The organism is Burkholderia sp. Ed8, assembly GCF_040761425.1.
GTDB lineage: Bacteria > Pseudomonadota > Gammaproteobacteria > Burkholderiales > Burkholderiaceae > Burkholderia > Burkholderia seminalis.
Genome location: NZ_CP142885.1, coordinates 826,345 through 844,695 on the forward strand (window position 1 = coordinate 826,345; position 18,351 = coordinate 844,695).

Genomic DNA, 18,351 nt, shown 5'->3' on the forward strand with positions numbered 1-18,351 from the left:
GGTACGAATGCACCACGCGCACTGGTGCATCCGCATCTGCCGCCCGCCGCGTTCGCTTGCGATCCTGTCCACTCGGCGGGGCGGCGCGGGCCGCCGCATCGCCGGTTCTCCCTCACCATCGCAGGAGACGACCATGGACAGGAATCGCATCGAAGGCAAGCTCAAACAGGTCAAGGGTTCGGTCAAGGAAGCGCTCGGCAAGGTAACGGGCGACCGCAAGGCGGAAGCCGAAGGGGTTGCCGAACAGCAGGCCGGCAAGATCCAGGAGAAGGCCGGCGAGGCGGCCGACGCGGTGCGCAAGCCGGTGCGTACCGATCGGCGCTGACCGATGACGCGACGCCCGCCGCGGGCGTCGCAAAGGCCGGCCGGGCCGTCGTCGCGACGATGATGCGCGATCGGCATGACCACGGCCGGCCTTTGCCCGAGGGTGCCGCCGCCGCGCCCTCTTGCAGCCTTCCACGCTCGACCCCCCCGCCGTACTGGCCGCGGGGTCGCCCGCGAACGCGGAACTTGATGAAAAATCCTCACAACATAGTTCCGATATTTCGTTTGCTGCGCGGGTATTGGCTACCCACAATCCCTTCACCTCTTTCGCGATGAAAGGTTCTTCGGAGACGGAATCGCGGTGATCGGCCGGCCGGTTGGCGCATCGAATGACGCCCCGGCAGCGCATGCCATCACCGACGCGCGAGAGGTCGCCGACGCGCGGCCGCCGCGCGTTGCATCCCGACCCACAGAAGAAGGATTGCCATGACGTTCCGCATTCGTTCGCTTTCCGGCGTTGCATTGACCGCTGCGCTCCTCGCGTTCCAGACAGGCGCGGCCCATGCGCAGGAAACCGTCGTGAAGGTCGGCGTGGCCGGCCCGCTGACGGGCGGCGGCGCCGCATACGGCAAGGACATCGAGAACGGCGTGCGCATGGCGGTCGACGAAGCGAATGCCGCGCACACGACGGTCGGCGGCAAGCCGGTGAAGTTCGTGATCGCATCGCAGGACGACCAGAGCGATCCGCGTACCGGCGTGCAGGCGGCGCAGCAGCTCGCCGACGCGCAGGTGGCCGTCGTGATCGGCCACTTCAATTCGGGCACGACGCTGCCCGCGTCGAAGATCTACGCGAAAGCCGGCATTCCGATGATCACGCCGTCGGCGACCAATCCCGACATCACGCGCGCCGGGCTCGGCACCGTGTACCGCGTGATCGCGACCGACACGCAGAACGCGGGCAACGCCGGCGCGTACGCCGCGAGCGTGACGAAGGCGAAGCGCATCGCGATCATCGACGACCGCACCGCGTTCGGCCAGGGCGAGGCCGACGAGTTCGAGCGGGCCGTGAAGGCGAACGGCGGCACGATCGTCGCGCGCGAGTTCACGAACGACAAGGCCGTCGACTTCAGCGCGCAGCTCACGAAGATCAAGAGCACCAATGCCGACCTCGTGTTCTTCGGCGGCCTCGATGCGCAGGCCGCGATGCTCGTGAAGCGCATGCGCCAGCTCGGCATCCGCGCGCAATTCCTCGCGGGCGGCGGCGTGATGAACGCGAACTTCATCAAGCTCGCCGGCAATGCGGCCGAGGGCGCGTCGGTGTGGGAATACGGGCAGCCGCTGTCGCGTCTCGCGAAGGGCAAGCAGTTCGAAACGAAATTCAGGCAGAAGTACGGCGTCGACATGCTCGCGTACGCGCCGTTCGCGTACGACGCGACGTGGATCGCGATCAACGCGATGCAGAGGGCGAACTCGACGAAGCCGGCCGATTTCAACGGCGCGCTGAAGGGCACGCGCTATGACGGCATCACGGGCACGATCGCGTTCACGAACACGGGCGACCTGAAGAACCCGAGCTCGACGCTGTATGAGGTGAAGAACGCCGCGTGGCAGCCCGTCACGACTCAATCGTCGGACTGACCGCGATACGCGCGAGCGGGCTTTCGCGGCGATGCCGGACGTGCTGAAATAGCCGAAGCGATCGCCGGGGAGTCCGCCCACGCGAGGCCGCGCGCGACGCGGCACGAACAACCTACGGGCGCGGCCGGCGGGCTGCGCCTTTCACGTGCAACCGGAGTCAGTCGTGAGTTCTCAAGTCGTCATCGTCGGCGGTGGTGTGATCGGCAGCTCGATCGCTTATTTCCTGCGCGCCACCGATCCCACGGTCGCCGTGACCGTCATCGAACGTGACCCCACCTATGCGCGATCGTCGTCGGCGCTGTCGGCCGCGTCGATTCGCCAGCAGTTCTCGACGCCGCTGTCGATCGAGATGTCGCTGTTCGGCATCGACTTCCTGCGCACGATCGGCGAGCGTCTCGAAGTGGACGGCAACCGGCCGTCGATCGACCTGCACGAAGGCGGCTACCTGTTCCTCGCGACGCCGGCCGGCGACGCGACGCTGCGCGAGAATCATGCGCTGCAGACGCGCCTCGGCGCCGATATCCGCCTGATGGACCGCGACGCGCTGCGCGCGAAGTTTCCGTGGCTGAACGTCGACGATCTCGTGTCGGGCGCGTACGGCGCGAGCGGCGAAGGCTGGTTCGACGGCTACGGGCTCGTGCAGGCGCTGCGCAAGAAGGCGCAGGCGCTCGGTGCGCGCTACGTGCCGGCCGACGTGAAGGACGTGGTGCGCGACGGGCGCAAGGTCACGCATGTCGTGACGGGCGACGGCGAGCGCTACGCGTGCGACACGCTCGTCAATGCAGCCGGCGCGTGGGCGCGCACGCTGTCGTCGATGATGGGCATCGACATTCCCGTGTATGCGCGGCGCCGCAGCATCTTCAACGTATCGTCGCCGGCGAAGCTCGCCGATTGCCCGCTGCTGATCGACCCGACCGGCGTGTATTTCCGGCCGGAAGGGCGCACGTATATCTGCGGCACGTCGCCGAGCCCGGATCGCGACCCGGACGACCTGCCGCTCGACGAAGTCGATCATGACCTGTTCGACGAGGTGATCTGGCCGACGCTCGCGAATCGCGTGCCGGAATTCGAGGCGCTGCGCGTGGAGAACTGCTGGTCCGGGTACTACGAGTACAACGTGTTCGACCACAACGCGATCATCGGCTATCACCCGGCGCTCGACAACGTCGTGTTCGCGAACGGCTACAGCGGCCACGGATTGCAGCAGGGGCCGGCGACGGGGCGCGGCGTCAGCGAGCTCATTCTGGGCGGGCGTTACGACACGCTCGACCTGTCGTCGCTCGGCTGGGCGCGTGTGCTGGAAAACCGGCCGATCGTCGAAAAGAACGTCGTATAGTGCGGCGTGACCGCCCGGTCGTGTTGTGGGCGGGATTCTCCTTGTGCCTCAAACCCGTTGGCCCGACGCGTGTCGGGCCTTTTTTTCGTGCGGGTCAGCCGGCGCCGTAGACGGCGTCGCGTAGATCCAGCGTGTACTGGCCGTTCATTCCTTCGTAGAGCGTGTTCGACAGCGACACGACGGTCAGCCCGCGTGCGCGATCGACGAACCAGGAATGACCGTAGACGCCACCCCAGCGCCAGGTGCCGACCGATTCGGGCGATGCGGCCGCCTGCGGGTCGCGCAGCACCGAAAACCCGATCCCGAAGCCCGCGCCCGGCAGGTCCGCCAGCTCGAGGTCGCCGGTCTGCACGCGGCCCATTTCGTCGACGAGGTCCGCGGGCAGGATGGCGCCGCCGCCCGCGCGCAGCGTGTCCAGCACCGTCAGCACATCGCCGGCGGTGCCGACCATGCCGGCGCCGCCCGATGCGAAAGCCTGCGCGTCGAGCGCGCGCGACGGCGAGTACGTGACGCCGACGAACCCTGCGTCGATGGGCACCGTCTCGTTCTCGGCGAGCCGGTGCGGCTGCGGCGTGTCGTTGACGTACGGCGTGGCAAGCCGCGCCGGATCGCGCGCGACGAAGGCCGTGTCGCGCGCGCCGAGCGGGCGGAGCACGAGCGCATCGATCGCGTCGGCGAGCGGCACGCCGCAGACGGCCTCGATCAGCGCGCCGACGACGTCGATCGACAGCGAGTAGTTCCAGTCGGTGCCGGGCGCGAACTGCAGCGGCACGCTCGCGATCCGGCGCAGGTTTTCGGCGAGCGTGATCGTCGCGCCGTCCAGCCCGTCGGAGACGCCGGCACGCGCATAGGGGCCGTTCGTGTCGGTCTCGCTGAAGCGATAGCCGAGGCCGGCGGTATGCGCGAGCAACTGTCGCAGCGTGATCGTCGGCACGCGGCCGTCGGGCAGTGCGGGGCGGAACTCGGGCAGCCAGCGCGTCACGTCGTCCTCGAGCGACAGCTTGCGTTGCGCGACGAGCGCCATCGCGGCCGCCGAGACGATCGGCTTCGTCACCGATGCGAGCCGGAACAGCGTGTCCTCGCGCATCGGCGTGCGCGATTCGCGGTCCGCGAACCCGGCCGCGCGGCGGTAGATGAGTTCGCCGTCGCGCGCGACCAGGACCACCGCGCCGACGAGGCGCTGCGTGTCGAGCTGGCGGGACAGGACCGCATCGATGCGCTCGGCGAGCGCCGGATCGATGGACGACTGCCGTGACGAAGCTGAAGAGGAGGTCATCGAGGATTCCTTCGTGAAGGGTCTGGTCGACATGTTATGGGCGGATGGCCGCACGCGTCGTTAACCCTTACACGGAACAGGGCTACGCGCGCGGCACGGGCCGGCGGACAAAATATGCCCCAATCGGCCGGCGGCGTTCGTTAGAATCTGCTTTCGTCGAGGAAATGACGCATCCGCACGGGTGCGAAGCAGTATCGAATCGCAGGCGCCGCGCGCCGCGGTTCCATCGTTCATCTTTCACCGGAGGCGAGCATGCCAGGTTTACTTCCCGATGTTGACCGCGAGGGGCTCCTCGAATATTCGGTGGTGTACACCGATCGCTCGGTCAACCACATGTCGCAGCGCTTTCAGGGCGTCATGCGCGACATTTCCGCCACGCTGAAGAAGGTCTACCACGCGAAGGCGGTCGCGATCGTCCCGGGCAGCGGCACGTTCGGCATGGAAGCCGTGGCGCGGCAGTTCGCGACCAACAGGAAGTGCCTCGTGATCCGCAACGGCTGGTTCAGTTACCGCTGGTCGCAGATCTTCGACATGGGCAGCATTCCGTCCGAAACGACGGTGCTGAAAGCGCGTCCGGTCGAAACGGGCCGGCAGGCCGCCTATGCGCCGGCGCCGATCGACGAAGTGGTCGCCGCGATCAACGAGCACAAGCCCGATCTGGTGTTTGCGCCGCACGTCGAAACGGCTTCCGGGATGCTGCTGCCCGACGGGTATCTGCGCGCGGTGGCCGATGCCGTGCATGCGGTCGGCGGGATGTTCGTGCTCGATTGCATTGCGTCGGGCACCGTCTGGGTCGACATGCAGGCGAGCGGCGTCGATATCCTGATCAGCGCGCCGCAGAAAGGCTGGAGCGCGTCGCCGTGTTGCGCGATGGTCATGTTCAGCCCGCTTGCGCGCGAACGCATCGATTCGACGACCAGCACCAGCTTCGCGTGCGATCTGCGCAAGTGGCTGCAGATCATGGAGGCATACGAGGGCGGCGGGTTTGCGTATCACGCGACGATGCCGACCGACAGCCTCACGACGCTGCGCGACGTGATGAAGGAAACCGACGCGTACGGTTTCGACAAGGTGAAGGCCGAGCAGCTCGAACTGGGCGAGCGCATTCGTGCGCTGCTGGCGGAGAAGGGGTTCAGGAGCGTGGCGGCGGCAGGGTTCGAGGCGCCGGGTGTCGTGGTCAGCTATACGGACGACGACGGGATTCGAACCGGGAAGAAGTTCGCGGATGTCGGGTTGCAGATCGCGGCCGGCGTGCCGCTGCAGTGCGACGAGCCGGAGGACTTCAAGACGTTCCGGCTGGGGTTGTTCGGTCTCGACAAGCTGCACGATGTCGATGGCGCGGTCGAGCGGTTCTCGGATGCGTTGAACCGGATTCTTTGACGCGGTTGTTCGGCGCGGGCGCGCACCGGATCGTTGCCGGGACGGTGCGCGGTGGCGTGCGCTGTCCTGGTCTAGCGGTCCCGAATGGGCACGGTGAGTTTCGATGCCGACCCACTCGACCACGTGATCGTTCGAGCGGTTTCCGCCTCCACCGGTGACTACGCCGAGTTCCGCCTGCTTCAACGCGTCGTCCAGCGCCTGATGCCTCCGACAGAGGCATGCCGCGCATGGTCGTCGGTCTTTACCGACCGGGAAAGGAGACCGGATGCACCGCCGATTTGTCATTCGTGCCGGCCGGCCCGCCGATGCAGACGCACTCACGAAACTGGCATTTCTTTCGAAAGCGCACTGGGGCTACCCCGAGGCGTGGCTGGATCTTTGGCGAGCCGATCTCACGGTGACGCCCGAGATGATCGAAAGCTCGATGGCGTACGTGGCCGAAACGGAAGAACGGATCATCGGGTTCTGGGTGAGGGCTGCGACCGATTCCGATGCGCTTACGCGCGGATGGTTGTTCGTCCATCCGGATCATATGGGGCAGGGCGTCGCACGTGCGCTATGGTCCGCGCTCAGGAAGGAAGCCGCCGCGAAGGGAATCGGAAGCTTCGTGATCGAGGCAGATCCCAACGCCGTGCCGTTCTATATGGCGCTCGGCGCGGAGAAGATTGCCGAGAAAGAGTCGACGCTCATTCCGGGCAGATGGGTTCCGATCCTGCGGGTACCCGTGTGATTTGGCGACGTGGTGCAATCATCGGGGCGACCGAACGGAATTCCACGCTGCAGGCGGACCCGTGTCGTTTGTCCGACTCGCGCGACCGCATCACCCGGCCATCCCGCGCAAATGAAAGGACGCGCGATGCAGGGCGAAGGTAAAGCGATCATGCTCGACGCGACGGCCCACCCGAGGCGGACTGGCCGCGCATACGCGCCGAAGAGCACCGATCCGCGCGATTACCAGCACGCACCGGGTATCGCGGCAGTCATGCCGAAAGCATTTCCGGACGGTTTCGTCGTCGCGGAACACCAGCATCCGCGCGCGCAACTCGTCTACACGACGACGGGCATAGCCGAAGTCCGTGCGAGCCAGTCGCTGTGGATGATCCCGCCGCATCGCGCACTCTGGATTCCACCGGACCTTCCGCATGCGATGCGCGCACACGGCCTCCTCGAAATGCGAACGGCGTACGTCGACCCGCGCGCGTACCCGTCGGCTTATCCGAATCAACCGAGACTGGTCGAGGTGTCGCCGCTGCTGCGTGAACTGATCGTGCGCGCGTCGTCCCTGCCGATCGACACGCATCCCGCCGGACGCGACGATCTCGTCATCCAGCTCATGCTCGCTGAAATCGAATGGTCGCCCGAGCAGCCGTTAAGGCTTCCGTCTGGCCGGGACCGGCGGCTTGCACGCGTCTGCGATGCCATCCTGTCGGATCCGGCCGATCAACGAACGCTGACGGAATGGGCCGGTGAAGTCGGTGCGTCGAGCCGAACCTTGGCGCGGTTGTTCCAGGCCGAAACGGGCTTGTCGTTCAGCCAGTGGCGACAACAAGCGCGTATTTCAGCCGCGCGCCCACTGCTGGCGTCGGGTTGCTCGGTGATCGCCGTCGCGGCCGAACTGGGCTACGAAACGACGAGCGCATTCTCGACCGTGTTTCGCCGCTTCACCGGCATGACGCCGAGCGCTTACGCGAAATTGTCCGATTCGGCGTAGCACACGTCTTACCGGAACACGCGGGACATGGCGTGCGGGCATATCGTGTCGGTCATCGAATCCACCGACCGAATGAGGCCAGCCGACATGACGCGCCACGACATCGAATTCCCGTCAGAATCCACGACGCTGCGGGGCTGGTTCTACGTGCCGACGCGGCGCGTCGCCGACAGCGAAACGTATCCTGCCATCGTGATGGCGCACGGCTTTTCGGCCGTGAAGGAGCAGTATCTGGACCGCTACGCGGAGGTGTTCGCCGCGAGTGGTTTTGCCGTGCTGCTCTACGATCACAAGAACTTCGGCGCGAGCGACGGGCTGCCCCGTCAGGAAATCGACCCCGTACAACAGAAGCGCGGCTATCGTGATGCGATCGGCTACCTGCTGACGCGTGCCGATGTCGATGGCGAACGCATCGGTATCTGGGGCACCAGCTACAGCGGCGGCCACGTGCTCGAAGTCGCCGCGATCGACCGGCGCGTGAAATGCGTGGTGTCGCAGGTGCCGACGATCAGCGGATACCAGTCGGGCTTGCGCCGCACGCGTTCCGATCTCGTGCCGGCAATGCTGGCGCGTTTTGACGAAGACCGCAGGCAGCGCTTCGCGGGCAGCGCGCCGGCCATGTTGCCGGCCGTCAGTGCCGACCCGTCGGCTGCGTGCGCGATGGCCGGCGCGGATGCGTACCGGTTCTTCACCGAATCGGCCGCGCAGTTTGCGCCGAGCTGGCGAAACGAAGTGACGTTACGCAGTGCGGAGATGTCCCGCGAGAACGAACCGGGCCAGTACGTCGACCGCATCTCGCCGACGCCACTGCTGATGATCGTCGCCGATCAGGACGTGTTGACGCCGACCGACCTGTGCCTCAAGGCATGGGCAAACGCACTCGAACCGAAGCGCCTGCTCCAGATCAAGGGCGGGCATTTCACGCCGTATATCGAGCACTTCGACGCAACCAGTCGGGCGGCGGCGGAATGGTTCACGCAGCATCTGGGCGGCGTGCCGACCTGAGCCGGCGCGCGTCCGACCGGCGCCGCCGTTGGCGCTATGCGTGCCGCTTCGGGTTCCACGCCTTGTGGACGAACTCGAGCCGATTGCCGTCGAAGTCGGCGACGTTCGCCGCGTAGTAGCCGCGGGCGAAGTAGGTGCGATCCGCCGGTTTTCCCTCGTCGATGCCGCCGGCCTGGAGCGCGGCTGCGTAGGCGGCGTCGACCCGTTCGTTGGAGTCGCAGACGATCCCGAGATACAGCCCCGTCTCGCCGGGTTTGCGCTGGCGCAGCCAGATACTCGATCCGACCGCGGTGCCCTTGCCGTACACGTCGTCGCCGATGCCGTAGAGATCGGGGACGCCCTCGGGGCCCGACGCGGAGTCGTAGTTGCCGAAGATGCGCCAGCCGAGCGGTTTCAACGCTGCGGCGTAGAAGGCCAGCGACTTGTCGATGTCGGTGACGGAGAGGTAGACGTGGTCGATCATTGGGCCGCCTTTTTCGGTGTGGGTGCTCAGGGTTGGGACATCACGCTATCGGACCATAACAAACCGGCGATGCGCTGCACAGCGCCGACGATGGTCAAGCGCGGTCGCGCGGCAATGGGGGCTCACAAATGACGTGCCGCAAACCGGCGCTGACGCCGGCCGTTGCTTCGTCATATGAAGTAATAGCTGTAATCCCGCATGAAATCTTCTTTCCGGTGACTCGGGCTAGACTGGTCGCGCCTTGTCCCCCCAAGGCGTTTGGTGACTTCCGCTCGGCCCGCGCTTTCCGGCGCGGGCCTATTTTTTCGAGCGGGTGCTGTCGGCGCTCGAATGAGCGCCAACCGGATGCGCATGGGTTTTTCGAATCCTTTCAGGTGAGCAAGGTATCGACATGCGATCGTCAGGTATCCGCAGGATCTCGCCAATGTCACGTCGCGTCGCGTGACGGCCCGGTATGGGGTGAGCGGGTGTTCCTTGTATCTCGCTCATTGGCCCGACGTTGTCGGGCCTTTTTTGTTGGTGAGCGAAGAGGTGTACTGCTGCAGGCAGTGTGTGGCACCATCGCGGTGGTCTCGACATCACACCCGGGTGCAGGCCCGCCCATCTATCCGAGGGGATCTCATGTTTGACCACGTCAAATTCGGCGTCAGCGACTTTGCCGCCAGCAAGGCGTTTTTCCTCAAGGCGCTTGCACCGATCGGGGCAGTGACCGTGGGCGAGGGCGAGCCTTCTTACGGTATCGAGATCAGTACGCCCGCCAAGGCCTCGTTGTGTCTGTTCCAGTCGGACGAGAAACCGGCGCATCTCCACATCGCGTTCGTGGCCGACAATCGGCAGCAAGTCGATGCGTTCTATCGCGCGGCGCTGGAGGCGGGCGGGAAGGACAACGGCGCGCCCGGGCTGCGGCCGCATTATCACGCGAACTACTACGCGGCATTCGTCATCGGGCCGGATGGGCACAATATCGAGGTGGTGTGTCATCAGGCGGAGGGATGATGCACCAAACACGCAAGAGAGCGTGTCGCGATGAGTGAAATGACCATCGATTGGCCTTTCTACATCATGGTGCTTGCCGCGAGTGTTGAATACTGGCCCGTTACGCTTTGTGTCGGCGTGGCTGGATTGTATTTCGGGGCGACTCGCCTGCGCGGTATCCGGCGGGTGGTCTGTCTTGTCATTGCGCCTTTGTTCGTCCTCGTTGCTGGCGCCGGGATTTACTTGTCCTTCGGTTAGGGGGGCGCGAATCACGCTTGCACTCGGATCGAGTCTGCGCCCGGCTGACTCGACAGCGCGTTTCGAATTGGAACACTTGCTCTTGCGAAAATACCTGCTGCTTTGGATTCTGGTGATGCACACGGTTGATGTGTCTGCGCAGTTTCCCTTTGCTCAACGCCCCTTTTTCGGCCAGCCATCATTTCGTTTTGGTCTTGGGATGATTTTCAGTTTTCCGGCTCCATCCCTCGACGAATCGCCCGAGGCCGCCTACAAATATTGCATGCAGGCGGCGGTATCGGCGTTGATTCGCTTTGACGATTTCCTCGTTACGAGTACGTCGTCGATCCTACCCAGTTCGCCGATTGCACCGCAGCAATTACCGAGGGCCTTTCCGATGTTTCCTGTTCTGAAACACTCGCCCTCGACATACGAGCTGGAACGCAACCAGTGTGTTCGGGGATATGACAGATTGCGAGCGGTGATGATCGACATGCCGACGATCGAACATCTCTATGCGGGCTTGTCGAGATGCGAGCAAATCTACGGTCGTGATCAGATCGCTGATCATGCGCTGTGCGTTGTCGCGATCGCGGAGCATCAAGGGCGGTGAGTTTTGTTGTTGCGAATGGTCGGCCGCTTCAGCTTCTATCGGACGATCGTTTCGAATCGGACAGCGAGTACGCTACACTCAGCCGAAACGCACAGAAGAGTGATATCGGCATGCGGTGCAGACAATAGAAGTACATCCCGGGGCGGGGGCCATCGGCCTCCCGAAAAGACGATGCCAATCAGCAAACTGAAGGCCATGCCGGCGTTTCACACGGACGCGCCGCCGCAGATCCGTCATGCCGTCGCGCTCTTCGCGATTGTCTGGCTCATCGAGGTCGGATGTGCTGTCTGGCTTCAGAGGCTGGGTTTCGATCAACTTGGTGAAGTGCCCGCGGAAAAGGCAACGCTGATGCGTAAGGGCATTGCCCTGATCGCCGTGGTCCAGGCATTCTGGCTGCTCTTGAACGCGAGCCTGATCATCGGCCTTTGCCAGCGACAAAAGCTGGCGCGAACGCTGGAACTGATACTCACGATTGTCACGACGCTAGCCTTCATCGTGATGGCACCCCCGTTCAGGATGACTCTGTTCGAAGTGTCCTTTTTCGCCAATGCGATTGCGACCGTGCTCATTTATTCGGGCCCATGTTCACGCTGGTTCCAGGGTACGACTTCGTAAGGTCGTTACGTTTGTTATTGCGAATGCGGGTCGGCGAGATGAAGGCCGTCGTGCGACGCCGCGAAGATTCAACGGAAAGACGAGCGTGAATTCGAATGACATCCGCCGAGCCACGGCAGACGACGTACCGGCACTTACGCAGATCCGGAATGATGCGCACGCAAAGAAAGTCGCGCATGGCGACTATGTGTGGGGCAAGGAGGGTGACGGCTTCTCCGAGCGGTGGGTACGAAACCATGTCGCCGAGAAATCGGTGTATGTCGTCGAACAGAACGGTACGTTGGTCGGAACGTTCTCGCTGAGTTTCGACAATGATCCGCACTGGGGGCCGCAAGAACCGGTCGCCGGTTACGTGCACGGGCTATGTGTGCGGCAAGGTTTCAACGGGCTCGGGATCGGCGGCGTCATGCTTGATTGGTGCGCCCGCGAGGTGAACCGCATCGACCGGCGTTTCGTTCGACTCGACTGCGCTGCCGAAAACACCAAGCTCTGCGCTTATTACGAATCGCTCGGCTTCGTCCGCGTGGGGATCAAGTCGGATGGCCGCGACTGGTCGTTGTACGAGAAACCGGTTGCCCCGCACCGACCGGAACGTTGAAGGGTTTCTCTCACGCACTTCGTCGAAGCGAATGAAACCGGCGATGCACCTTTTTGCCAGAACCGGCCAGATCATCGACAATCTGCAGCCGTCAAAAAAATCAGAGAGAGAGGGTGTATGTGCAGGACCGGCAAGATGTTCGCGGCAATCTTGAGTCTGGCAGTCGTCGGCATTGCCGGCGTTCGGGCGGCCTCCGCCGGCGAATCCGCATTTCCGCGCTACACGCAGACGGAAGGCCAGCTCGATAGCGACGGGCTCCCGCTTTCCGGCGTGAAGCTCTGCGTGCTTCCCGACCATGCGCCGTGCTTCGAGATGCCGCCGGCGCCGCTTCCCGGTTCGTCCCGGGAGGTGTACCAGTTCGGCCTGAATCCTCGCTCCGAACGGCTGCCGATCGCATCGGGCGGCTCGTGGGTGTTCTTCTCGGGGATGTTCTCGGGCGGCGGCAGCGGGATGCTGGAGCGTGTGGCCGTCCTGCGTGTCGGCCCGAATGGCAAGATCGAGAACCTGATGCCCAAAGTGACCGAAACGGAGATGGCCGACCGCGCGATGTGGAAGCTGCCGGACGTTTCGCCCTACCCGGTGTTTGTCCGCGCGGACTATATCTGGGAGAAGGACGAGGATCATTTCGGCAAGCACTTCTTCGAAGTCGACGCGTGGGTGTTCGATCCCGCCGCCAATCAATATGCGAAGCGTTTTTCCTACCGCACAACCAGTCGCTACGACCGCGGCGAGGGCTCGGACCACGTGTTGAGTGCCGAGCGCGCGGAAATCCTGCGCCGCCTCGCCGCGAGTAAATAGCCGCTTATCGCTGCATGTCCCCGTACGTCTCCTTGCATACCCCGCGCAGCGCGTCGACGAGCAGATCGCGCGCGGGCGAGCGCGAATCGGCGGAACGGGTAAACAGCGCGATCGGCGGCAGCGTCCACACGAGCGAGTAAGGCACGATCGCCACGCCGGCAATCCGCACCAGTTCTTCCGCGATATCGGCCGGCACGATCGACACGGCCTCGTCGCTCGACGCGATCATTTCGCCGATCAGCTTCGACGAGTAGCTTTCGACGATCGGCACGGGCGGCGCGATGCCGGCCGACAGGAACAGGTCGGTCACCTGTTCGCGCATCGGCGTATGCGGCGCGCCGAGAATCCAGTCGAGCGCGTGCAGCTTGTGCCAGTCCAGCGGCATGCGCGCGAGCTTGGCCGCCAGCCGCCGGCTCGCGATCACGCGCGGCTGCTGCTGGTACAGCACTTCGAACGAAACCTGCCCCAGATCGATCGCCGACGACGCGCGGCCGATCACGATGTCGACGCCGTGATCCCTGAGTTGCAACAGCAGCTGATCGCTGGTGCCTTCGTGAATCGTCACGGTCAGCCGCCGTTCCATCCGTGCCTGCAACCGCTTCAGCGCCGCCGACAGCAACTGGCCGGAGATGAACGGAATCACGCCGATGTGCAGATGGGCCGCGTGCCCGGCGGCGACGGCCTCCATTTCGCGGGCGAGGTGGTCGAGATCCTTGATCATCGCCTTCGCGCGCTCCAGCACGACCGTGCCGAGCGCGGTGGGCCGCATGCCGCGCGACGAGCGCTCGAACAGCGGCGTGCCGAACATGCTCTCCAGCTCGGACAGCGCGTTCGTCACGGCCGGCTGGCTGCTGGCCATGTGCTCGGCGACGCGCGTCAGCGACCCGTGCTGCTGGATCTGCAGCAACAGCACCAGATGCCGAATCTTCAGACGCGCGCCCAGCCGCCTGACCACGTCGTTTGCGTCAAAATTCATTGACTGGTCATGTATTCATCAGGAAAAAGTGATGGGCCGATATTAAAACAGAATCATCACGTTATGGCAGATCCCTAGAATCACCTCCATGGATCGCGCCGGGACTGGCCTGGCGCCCACGCCGGGACCCAAAACATGAAACAGACAGAGACACAGCAACAGGCCGCGTTCGACTATCACGAGTTTCCGACCCCCGGGAAAATCTCGGTCGTGGCGAGCAAGCCGCTGGTGACCCAGCGCGATCTGGCGCTGGCCTATACGCCCGGCGTGGCGAGCGTGTGCGAGTCGATCGCCGCCGATCCGCTGCAGGCGCACCGCTTCACGAGCCGCGGCAACCTGGTCGGCGTGATCACGAACGGCACCGCGGTGCTCGGCCTCGGCAACATCGGCCCGCTCGCATCGAAGCCGGTGATGGAAGGCAAGGCCGTCCTGTTCAAGAAGTTCGCCGGGATCGACGTGTTCGACATCGAGATCAACGAGACCGATCCGGACAAGCTGGTCGACATCATTGCCGGCCTCGAACCCACGTTCGGCGGCATCAACCTCGAGGACATCAAGGCGCCGGAATGCTTCACGGTCGAGCAGAAGCTGCGCGAACGCATGAAGATTCCCGTCTTCCACGACGATCAGCACGGCACCGCGATTACCGTTTCCGCCGCGTTCATCAACGGGCTGAAGGTCGTCGGCAAGTCGATCAAGGACGTGAAGGTCGTGACGTCGGGCGCCGGAGCAGCCGCGCTGGCGTGCCTGGACCTGCTGGTCGACCTCGGGCTGCCGGTGGAAAACGTCTGGGTGACCGACATCGAGGGCGTCGTCTATCGCGGCCGCACCGTGCTGATGGACCCGGCCAAGTCGCGCTTCGCGCAGGAAACGGATGCGCGCAAGCTGGCCGAAGTGATCGGCGGCGCGGATGTGTTCCTGGGGCTGTCGGTCGGCGGCATCCTCACGGCCGAGATGCTGAAGGCGATGGCGGCGCGTCCGCTGATTCTCGCGTTGGCCAACCCGACGCCGGAAATCTTCCCGGAACTGGCGCACGAGACGCGCGACGACGTCGTCATCGCGACGGGCCGCTCGGACTATCCGAACCAGGTCAACAACGTGCTGTGCTTCCCGTACATTTTCCGCGGCGCGCTGGATGTGGGCGCGACGACGATCACGCGCGAAATGGAAATCGCCGCGGTGCACGCGATCGCGGGGTTGGCGGAGGAAGAGCAGAACGAAGTGGTCGCGGCGGCCTACGGCGCGTACGACGTGTCGTTCGGCGCGCAATACCTGATTCCGAAGCCGTTTGACCCGCGCCTGATCGTGCGAATCGCGCCGGCCGTGGCCAAGGCGGCGATGGAAGGCGGCGTGGCGACGCGCCCGCTCGAGAATCTCGACGCGTATGTCGAGCAGCTGCAGCAGTTCGTCTATCACTCGGGCGCGTTCATGAAGCCGCTGTTCGCGACCGCGCGTCGGCTCGTGCGTGACGGCGGCAAGGCGCGGATCGTGTTCACCGAGGGCGAAGACGAGCGCGTGCTGCGTGCGGTACAGGTGATCGTCGACGAGAAGCTTGCGCGTCCGATCCTGGTCGGGCGTCCGGAGGTGCTGCTGGCGCGCATCGAGCGGTTCGGCCTGCGCCTGCGACTCGGTCAGGATGTCGAAGTGACCAATCCGGAGTATGACGAACGTTTCCCGCAGTACTGGACGAAGTATTGGGAACTGCGTTGCCGCGACGGCATTTCGAAGGAAATGGCGCGCGTGGAAATGCGCCGCCGCCTCACGCTGATCGGCGCGATGATGGTGCAGCTCGGCGATGCGGACGGGATGATTTGCGGGACGGTGGGCGAGTATCACAATCACCTGCGGTTCGTGGACGAAGTGATCGGCAAGAAGCCCGGTGCGTCGACCTACGCGGCGATGAACATCCTGCTGCTCGATCAGCGGACGGTCGCGCTGGTGGATACGCACGTCAACGACAACCCCGATGCGGAGCAGATCGCGGAATTCACGATCGCGGCGGCCCGGCAGATGGAATGGCTGAACCTGACGCCGAAGGTCGCGCTGCTGTCGCGGTCGAACTTCGGGTCGGGAAGCGCGGCCTCGGGCGTGAAGATGCGCCGGGCGCTGGAGATCATGCGGGAACAGGCGCCGGATATCGAGGCGGATGGCGAGATGCATGGCGACTGTGCGCTGGATGAAGGGCTGCGTGCGAAGCTGCTGCCGATGTCGCCGCTGAAGGGCGCGGCGAACTTGCTGGTTTGTCCGAATGTCGACGCCGGTAACATCGCGTACAACCTGCTCAAGACCGAGGCGGGGAGCAATGTGGCGGTGGGGCCGTTCCTGCTCGGCGTCAATGCGCCGGTGAACATCCTGACTTCGAGCGCCACCGTGCGGCGGATCGTGAATATGGCCGCGTTGACGGTGATCGAGGCGAATCGGGGTGTGGGTGGTTGATTGAATGGCGGGGGCGGTTACGGCCGCCCCCTGTTCGTGCGCATCTGGCCGTTACGAGCCAGCCGGATTCGCTGCGTCTGCCCGGGTGCGGCTCGTGCGATGATGTGCCATGACCAGCATGAGAGATGGAATGACGACTACATTCGACGAGGCGACCACGGCGGCGATCGCCGCGTTTGCCCAACTGGATCTCCACACGGCCGTGCAAGCGATGCGCGCCGAGGCCGATTACGACTACGAACGCGACCAGTGGATCTCGCGCTATATCGACGAGCACGGCGGCGGTGAGGACGATGCAGCCTACGATGCCTTGCACGCGCAGGCCCAGGCCACCCCGGAATACGCGCAGTTCGTCGATACGGTTCGCCGGGAAATCCTGGCGTACTTCGGCGTGACCGACGATCAACTGGACTGGATGATCCTGCTGCGCGATGACGACAGCGATGCGCTTTGGGCGGAAGTCAACCGGCAGCGGAGCGCGTTGGGAACGGGTGAGGTGCGCGGGGATCTCTGATCTTCGTGTTCCATCTGTGCCGGCTTGTCAGAAATTTCAACCATGTCGGCCGAGCGAAGCGCATAGGCCGGGCGAGCGTCACGCTCGTTTTTTTTGATGTTCGTCTACCTGTCAACAGCCCGGCCTCGCTCCGTCTAAACCCGCGATTTAATGACCAAACCGCAAGACCTAGTGCATAGATATCGTTTGCCGAGCCCTTAATGACTATCGACAATCGTGGCTCGAATTCACCGCCGCGGCGCCAGAAGCGCCACGTCGGCCGGCGCTCGACGGCTATCCCGGCCGCCCGTGCCCTCCAGCTCACGACGACATGTACGCGTTCACTCCCTCATTCCAGAATCCCGCCGGCTCGCCGATCCGCGAACTGTTCAAGTACCTGTCCGAACCGGGCATGATTTCCTTCGCGGGCGGCTATCCGGCCAGCGACCTGTTCGACGTCGACGGCCTGAACGCGGCCGCCGAGCGCGCATACGCACAGCCCGTCCGCTGCCTGCAATACGGCCCGACCGACGGCCTCGCCGAACTGAAGCAGCAACTGATCGCGCTGATGGCGCGTCGCGGCGTCGCGTGCACGCCGGCCGAACTGCTCGTCACGACGGGCTCGCAGCAGGGCCTCGACCTGCTGCTGCGCGTGATGGTGTCGCCCGGCGACGTCGTGCTGACCGAACAGCCGGCTTACCCGGCCACGCTGCAGGCGATGCGTCTGCAGCAGGCGCGCATCGTGACGATCCCCGTCGACGGTGAAGGGCTCGACGTCGACCGTCTTGCCGAGCAACTCGCCTCCGGCGCGATCGCGCAACCGAAGCTGCTTTACACCGTTCCGACCTTCGCGAACCCCACCGGCGCGACGCTCACGCGCGAACGCCGGCTGAAGCTGCTGCGTCTCGCGGTGCAATACCGTTTCCTGGTCATCGAGGACGATCCGTACGGCGACCTGCGTTTCGCGGGCGAAGCCGTGCCGTCGATGCTCGCGCTGGCCGGTGAAGTGGACGGCGCGCGCGACTGGATCGTGCATTTCGCGAGCCTGTCGAAGATCGTCGCGCCGGGGCTGCGCGTGGGCTGGACGATCGCGCCGGCCGAGATCGCGCGGCGCTGCGTGATCGCGAAGCAGACGGTCGACCTGTGCAGCGCGCCGTGGACGCAGGCGACCGCCGCCGAATACCTGGCCGACGGCGCGCTCGAACGCCACTTGCCGCGCATCACGGCCGCGTACCAGCGCAAATGCGACGCGATGTGCGACGCGCTGCGCGACGGGTTCGGCGATGCGATCGAATTCCACCGTCCCGAAGGCGGGATGTTCGTGTGGGCGCGGATCGGCGCGGTGCCGTCGGACGTGCTGCTGCAACAGGCGATCGCCAACAAGATCGTGTTCGTTCCCGGCAAGGCGTTTTTCGCGGACAACGTCGACGCAGCGTCGCTGCGCCTGTCGTTCGCCGCGCCGGATGTCGACGCGATCCGGGAAGGCGTCGCGCGCCTCGTGCGCGCGTATGGTGCGGCGCTGGCCGCGTGAGGAGAC

19 protein-coding genes are annotated in these 18,351 nt (G+C 64.7%); 16 read left to right on the top strand and 3 right to left on the bottom strand.

The window, feature by feature from the left end:
* Nucleotides 1–133 precede the first annotated feature (133 nt).
* The 3 genes from VXM69_RS03895 to VXM69_RS03905 all read left to right on the top strand — a co-directional run bounded on the left by VXM69_RS03895 (nt 134) and on the right by VXM69_RS03905 (nt 3,238).
* Nucleotides 134–325, top strand: coding sequence for a CsbD family protein (locus VXM69_RS03895; RefSeq protein ID WP_034188432.1), 192 nt, complete (start codon nt 134–136; stop codon nt 323–325).
* A 425-nt stretch (nt 326–750) separates the two neighbouring features.
* The gene (locus VXM69_RS03900) at nt 751–1,902 is read left to right on the top strand and encodes a branched-chain amino acid ABC transporter substrate-binding protein (protein ID WP_367189026.1); all 1,152 of its coding nucleotides are present in this window, start codon (nt 751–753) and stop codon (nt 1,900–1,902) included.
* A gap of 163 nt (nt 1,903–2,065) precedes the next feature.
* Nucleotides 2,066–3,238 (top strand): NAD(P)/FAD-dependent oxidoreductase, encoded by a 1,173-nt coding sequence (locus VXM69_RS03905; RefSeq protein ID WP_367189027.1) that lies wholly within the window; start codon nt 2,066–2,068, stop codon nt 3,236–3,238.
* Between the two features lie 94 nt (nt 3,239–3,332).
* Here VXM69_RS03905 and VXM69_RS03910 read toward each other — a convergent pair whose 3' ends face one another.
* A complete protein-coding gene (locus VXM69_RS03910; RefSeq protein ID WP_059559804.1) occupies nt 3,333–4,514 on the bottom strand; it encodes a serine hydrolase in 1,182 nt (393 codons plus the stop codon).
* Nucleotides 4,515–4,766: 252 nt separating this feature from the next.
* Between VXM69_RS03910 and VXM69_RS03915 the strand changes: the two genes are divergently transcribed.
* The 4 genes from VXM69_RS03915 (at nt 4,767) to VXM69_RS03930 (ending at nt 8,610) form a co-directional block, all read left to right on the top strand.
* Nucleotides 4,767–5,894 (top strand): aminotransferase class V-fold PLP-dependent enzyme, encoded by a 1,128-nt coding sequence (locus VXM69_RS03915; protein ID WP_059560087.1) that lies wholly within the window; start codon nt 4,767–4,769, stop codon nt 5,892–5,894.
* A 265-nt stretch (nt 5,895–6,159) separates the two neighbouring features.
* Nucleotides 6,160–6,624 carry a GNAT family N-acetyltransferase gene (locus tag VXM69_RS03920; protein ID WP_049028879.1) on the top strand — a complete coding sequence of 155 codons (465 nt, stop codon included), beginning with the start codon at nt 6,160–6,162 and terminating at the stop codon, nt 6,622–6,624.
* A gap of 252 nt (nt 6,625–6,876) precedes the next feature.
* Nucleotides 6,877–7,605, top strand: coding sequence for a helix-turn-helix transcriptional regulator (locus tag VXM69_RS03925; RefSeq protein WP_338152887.1), 729 nt, complete (start codon nt 6,877–6,879; stop codon nt 7,603–7,605).
* 87 nt (nt 7,606–7,692) lie between these two features.
* Nucleotides 7,693–8,610, top strand: coding sequence for an alpha/beta hydrolase (locus tag VXM69_RS03930; protein WP_367189028.1), 918 nt, complete (start codon nt 7,693–7,695; stop codon nt 8,608–8,610).
* Nucleotides 8,611–8,644: 34 nt separating this feature from the next.
* Here the strand turns inward: VXM69_RS03930 and VXM69_RS03935 are convergent, their stop codons facing one another.
* Nucleotides 8,645–9,073, bottom strand: coding sequence for a VOC family protein (locus tag VXM69_RS03935; RefSeq protein WP_034188425.1), 429 nt, complete (start codon nt 9,071–9,073; stop codon nt 8,645–8,647).
* A gap of 621 nt (nt 9,074–9,694) precedes the next feature.
* Between VXM69_RS03935 and VXM69_RS03940 the strand changes: the two genes are divergently transcribed.
* From VXM69_RS03940 to VXM69_RS03965, 6 genes are all read left to right on the top strand, one after another.
* Nucleotides 9,695–10,069 (top strand): VOC family protein, encoded by a 375-nt coding sequence (locus tag VXM69_RS03940; RefSeq protein ID WP_367189029.1) that lies wholly within the window; start codon nt 9,695–9,697, stop codon nt 10,067–10,069.
* A gap of 30 nt (nt 10,070–10,099) precedes the next feature.
* Nucleotides 10,100–10,306: a hypothetical protein gene (locus VXM69_RS03945; RefSeq protein WP_059559795.1), complete on the top strand. Its 207-nt coding sequence runs from the start codon at nt 10,100–10,102 to the stop codon at nt 10,304–10,306.
* Between the two features lie 82 nt (nt 10,307–10,388).
* On the top strand, nt 10,389–10,898 hold the full coding sequence (locus VXM69_RS03950) for a hypothetical protein (RefSeq protein WP_156444807.1): 510 nt from the start codon (nt 10,389–10,391) through the stop codon (nt 10,896–10,898).
* 171 nt (nt 10,899–11,069) lie between these two features.
* A complete protein-coding gene (locus tag VXM69_RS03955) occupies nt 11,070–11,513 on the top strand; it encodes a hypothetical protein (protein WP_034188422.1) in 444 nt (147 codons plus the stop codon).
* Nucleotides 11,514–11,598: 85 nt separating this feature from the next.
* Entirely contained in the window at nt 11,599–12,111 is a 513-nt protein-coding gene (locus tag VXM69_RS03960; RefSeq protein WP_226251987.1) for a GNAT family N-acetyltransferase, read from the top strand.
* Nucleotides 12,112–12,228: 117 nt separating this feature from the next.
* Nucleotides 12,229–12,909: a hypothetical protein gene (locus VXM69_RS03965; RefSeq protein WP_367189030.1), complete on the top strand. Its 681-nt coding sequence runs from the start codon at nt 12,229–12,231 to the stop codon at nt 12,907–12,909.
* A 4-nt stretch (nt 12,910–12,913) separates the two neighbouring features.
* Here the strand turns inward: VXM69_RS03965 and VXM69_RS03970 are convergent, their stop codons facing one another.
* Nucleotides 12,914–13,885: a LysR substrate-binding domain-containing protein gene (locus VXM69_RS03970; RefSeq protein ID WP_124608111.1), complete on the bottom strand. Its 972-nt coding sequence runs from the start codon at nt 13,883–13,885 to the stop codon at nt 12,914–12,916.
* A 135-nt stretch (nt 13,886–14,020) separates the two neighbouring features.
* Between VXM69_RS03970 and VXM69_RS03975 the strand changes: the two genes are divergently transcribed.
* From VXM69_RS03975 to VXM69_RS03985, 3 genes are all read left to right on the top strand, one after another.
* Complete coding sequence (locus VXM69_RS03975; RefSeq protein WP_069704467.1) at nt 14,021–16,321, top strand: NADP-dependent malic enzyme; 2,301 nt, start codon at nt 14,021–14,023, stop codon at nt 16,319–16,321.
* A 130-nt stretch (nt 16,322–16,451) separates the two neighbouring features.
* Nucleotides 16,452–16,835 (top strand): hypothetical protein, encoded by a 384-nt coding sequence (locus tag VXM69_RS03980; RefSeq protein WP_034188417.1) that lies wholly within the window; start codon nt 16,452–16,454, stop codon nt 16,833–16,835.
* Between the two features lie 310 nt (nt 16,836–17,145).
* Nucleotides 17,146–18,345 (top strand): PLP-dependent aminotransferase family protein, encoded by a 1,200-nt coding sequence (locus tag VXM69_RS03985; protein WP_124670108.1) that lies wholly within the window; start codon nt 17,146–17,148, stop codon nt 18,343–18,345.
* Nucleotides 18,346–18,351: the final 6 nt, after the last annotated feature.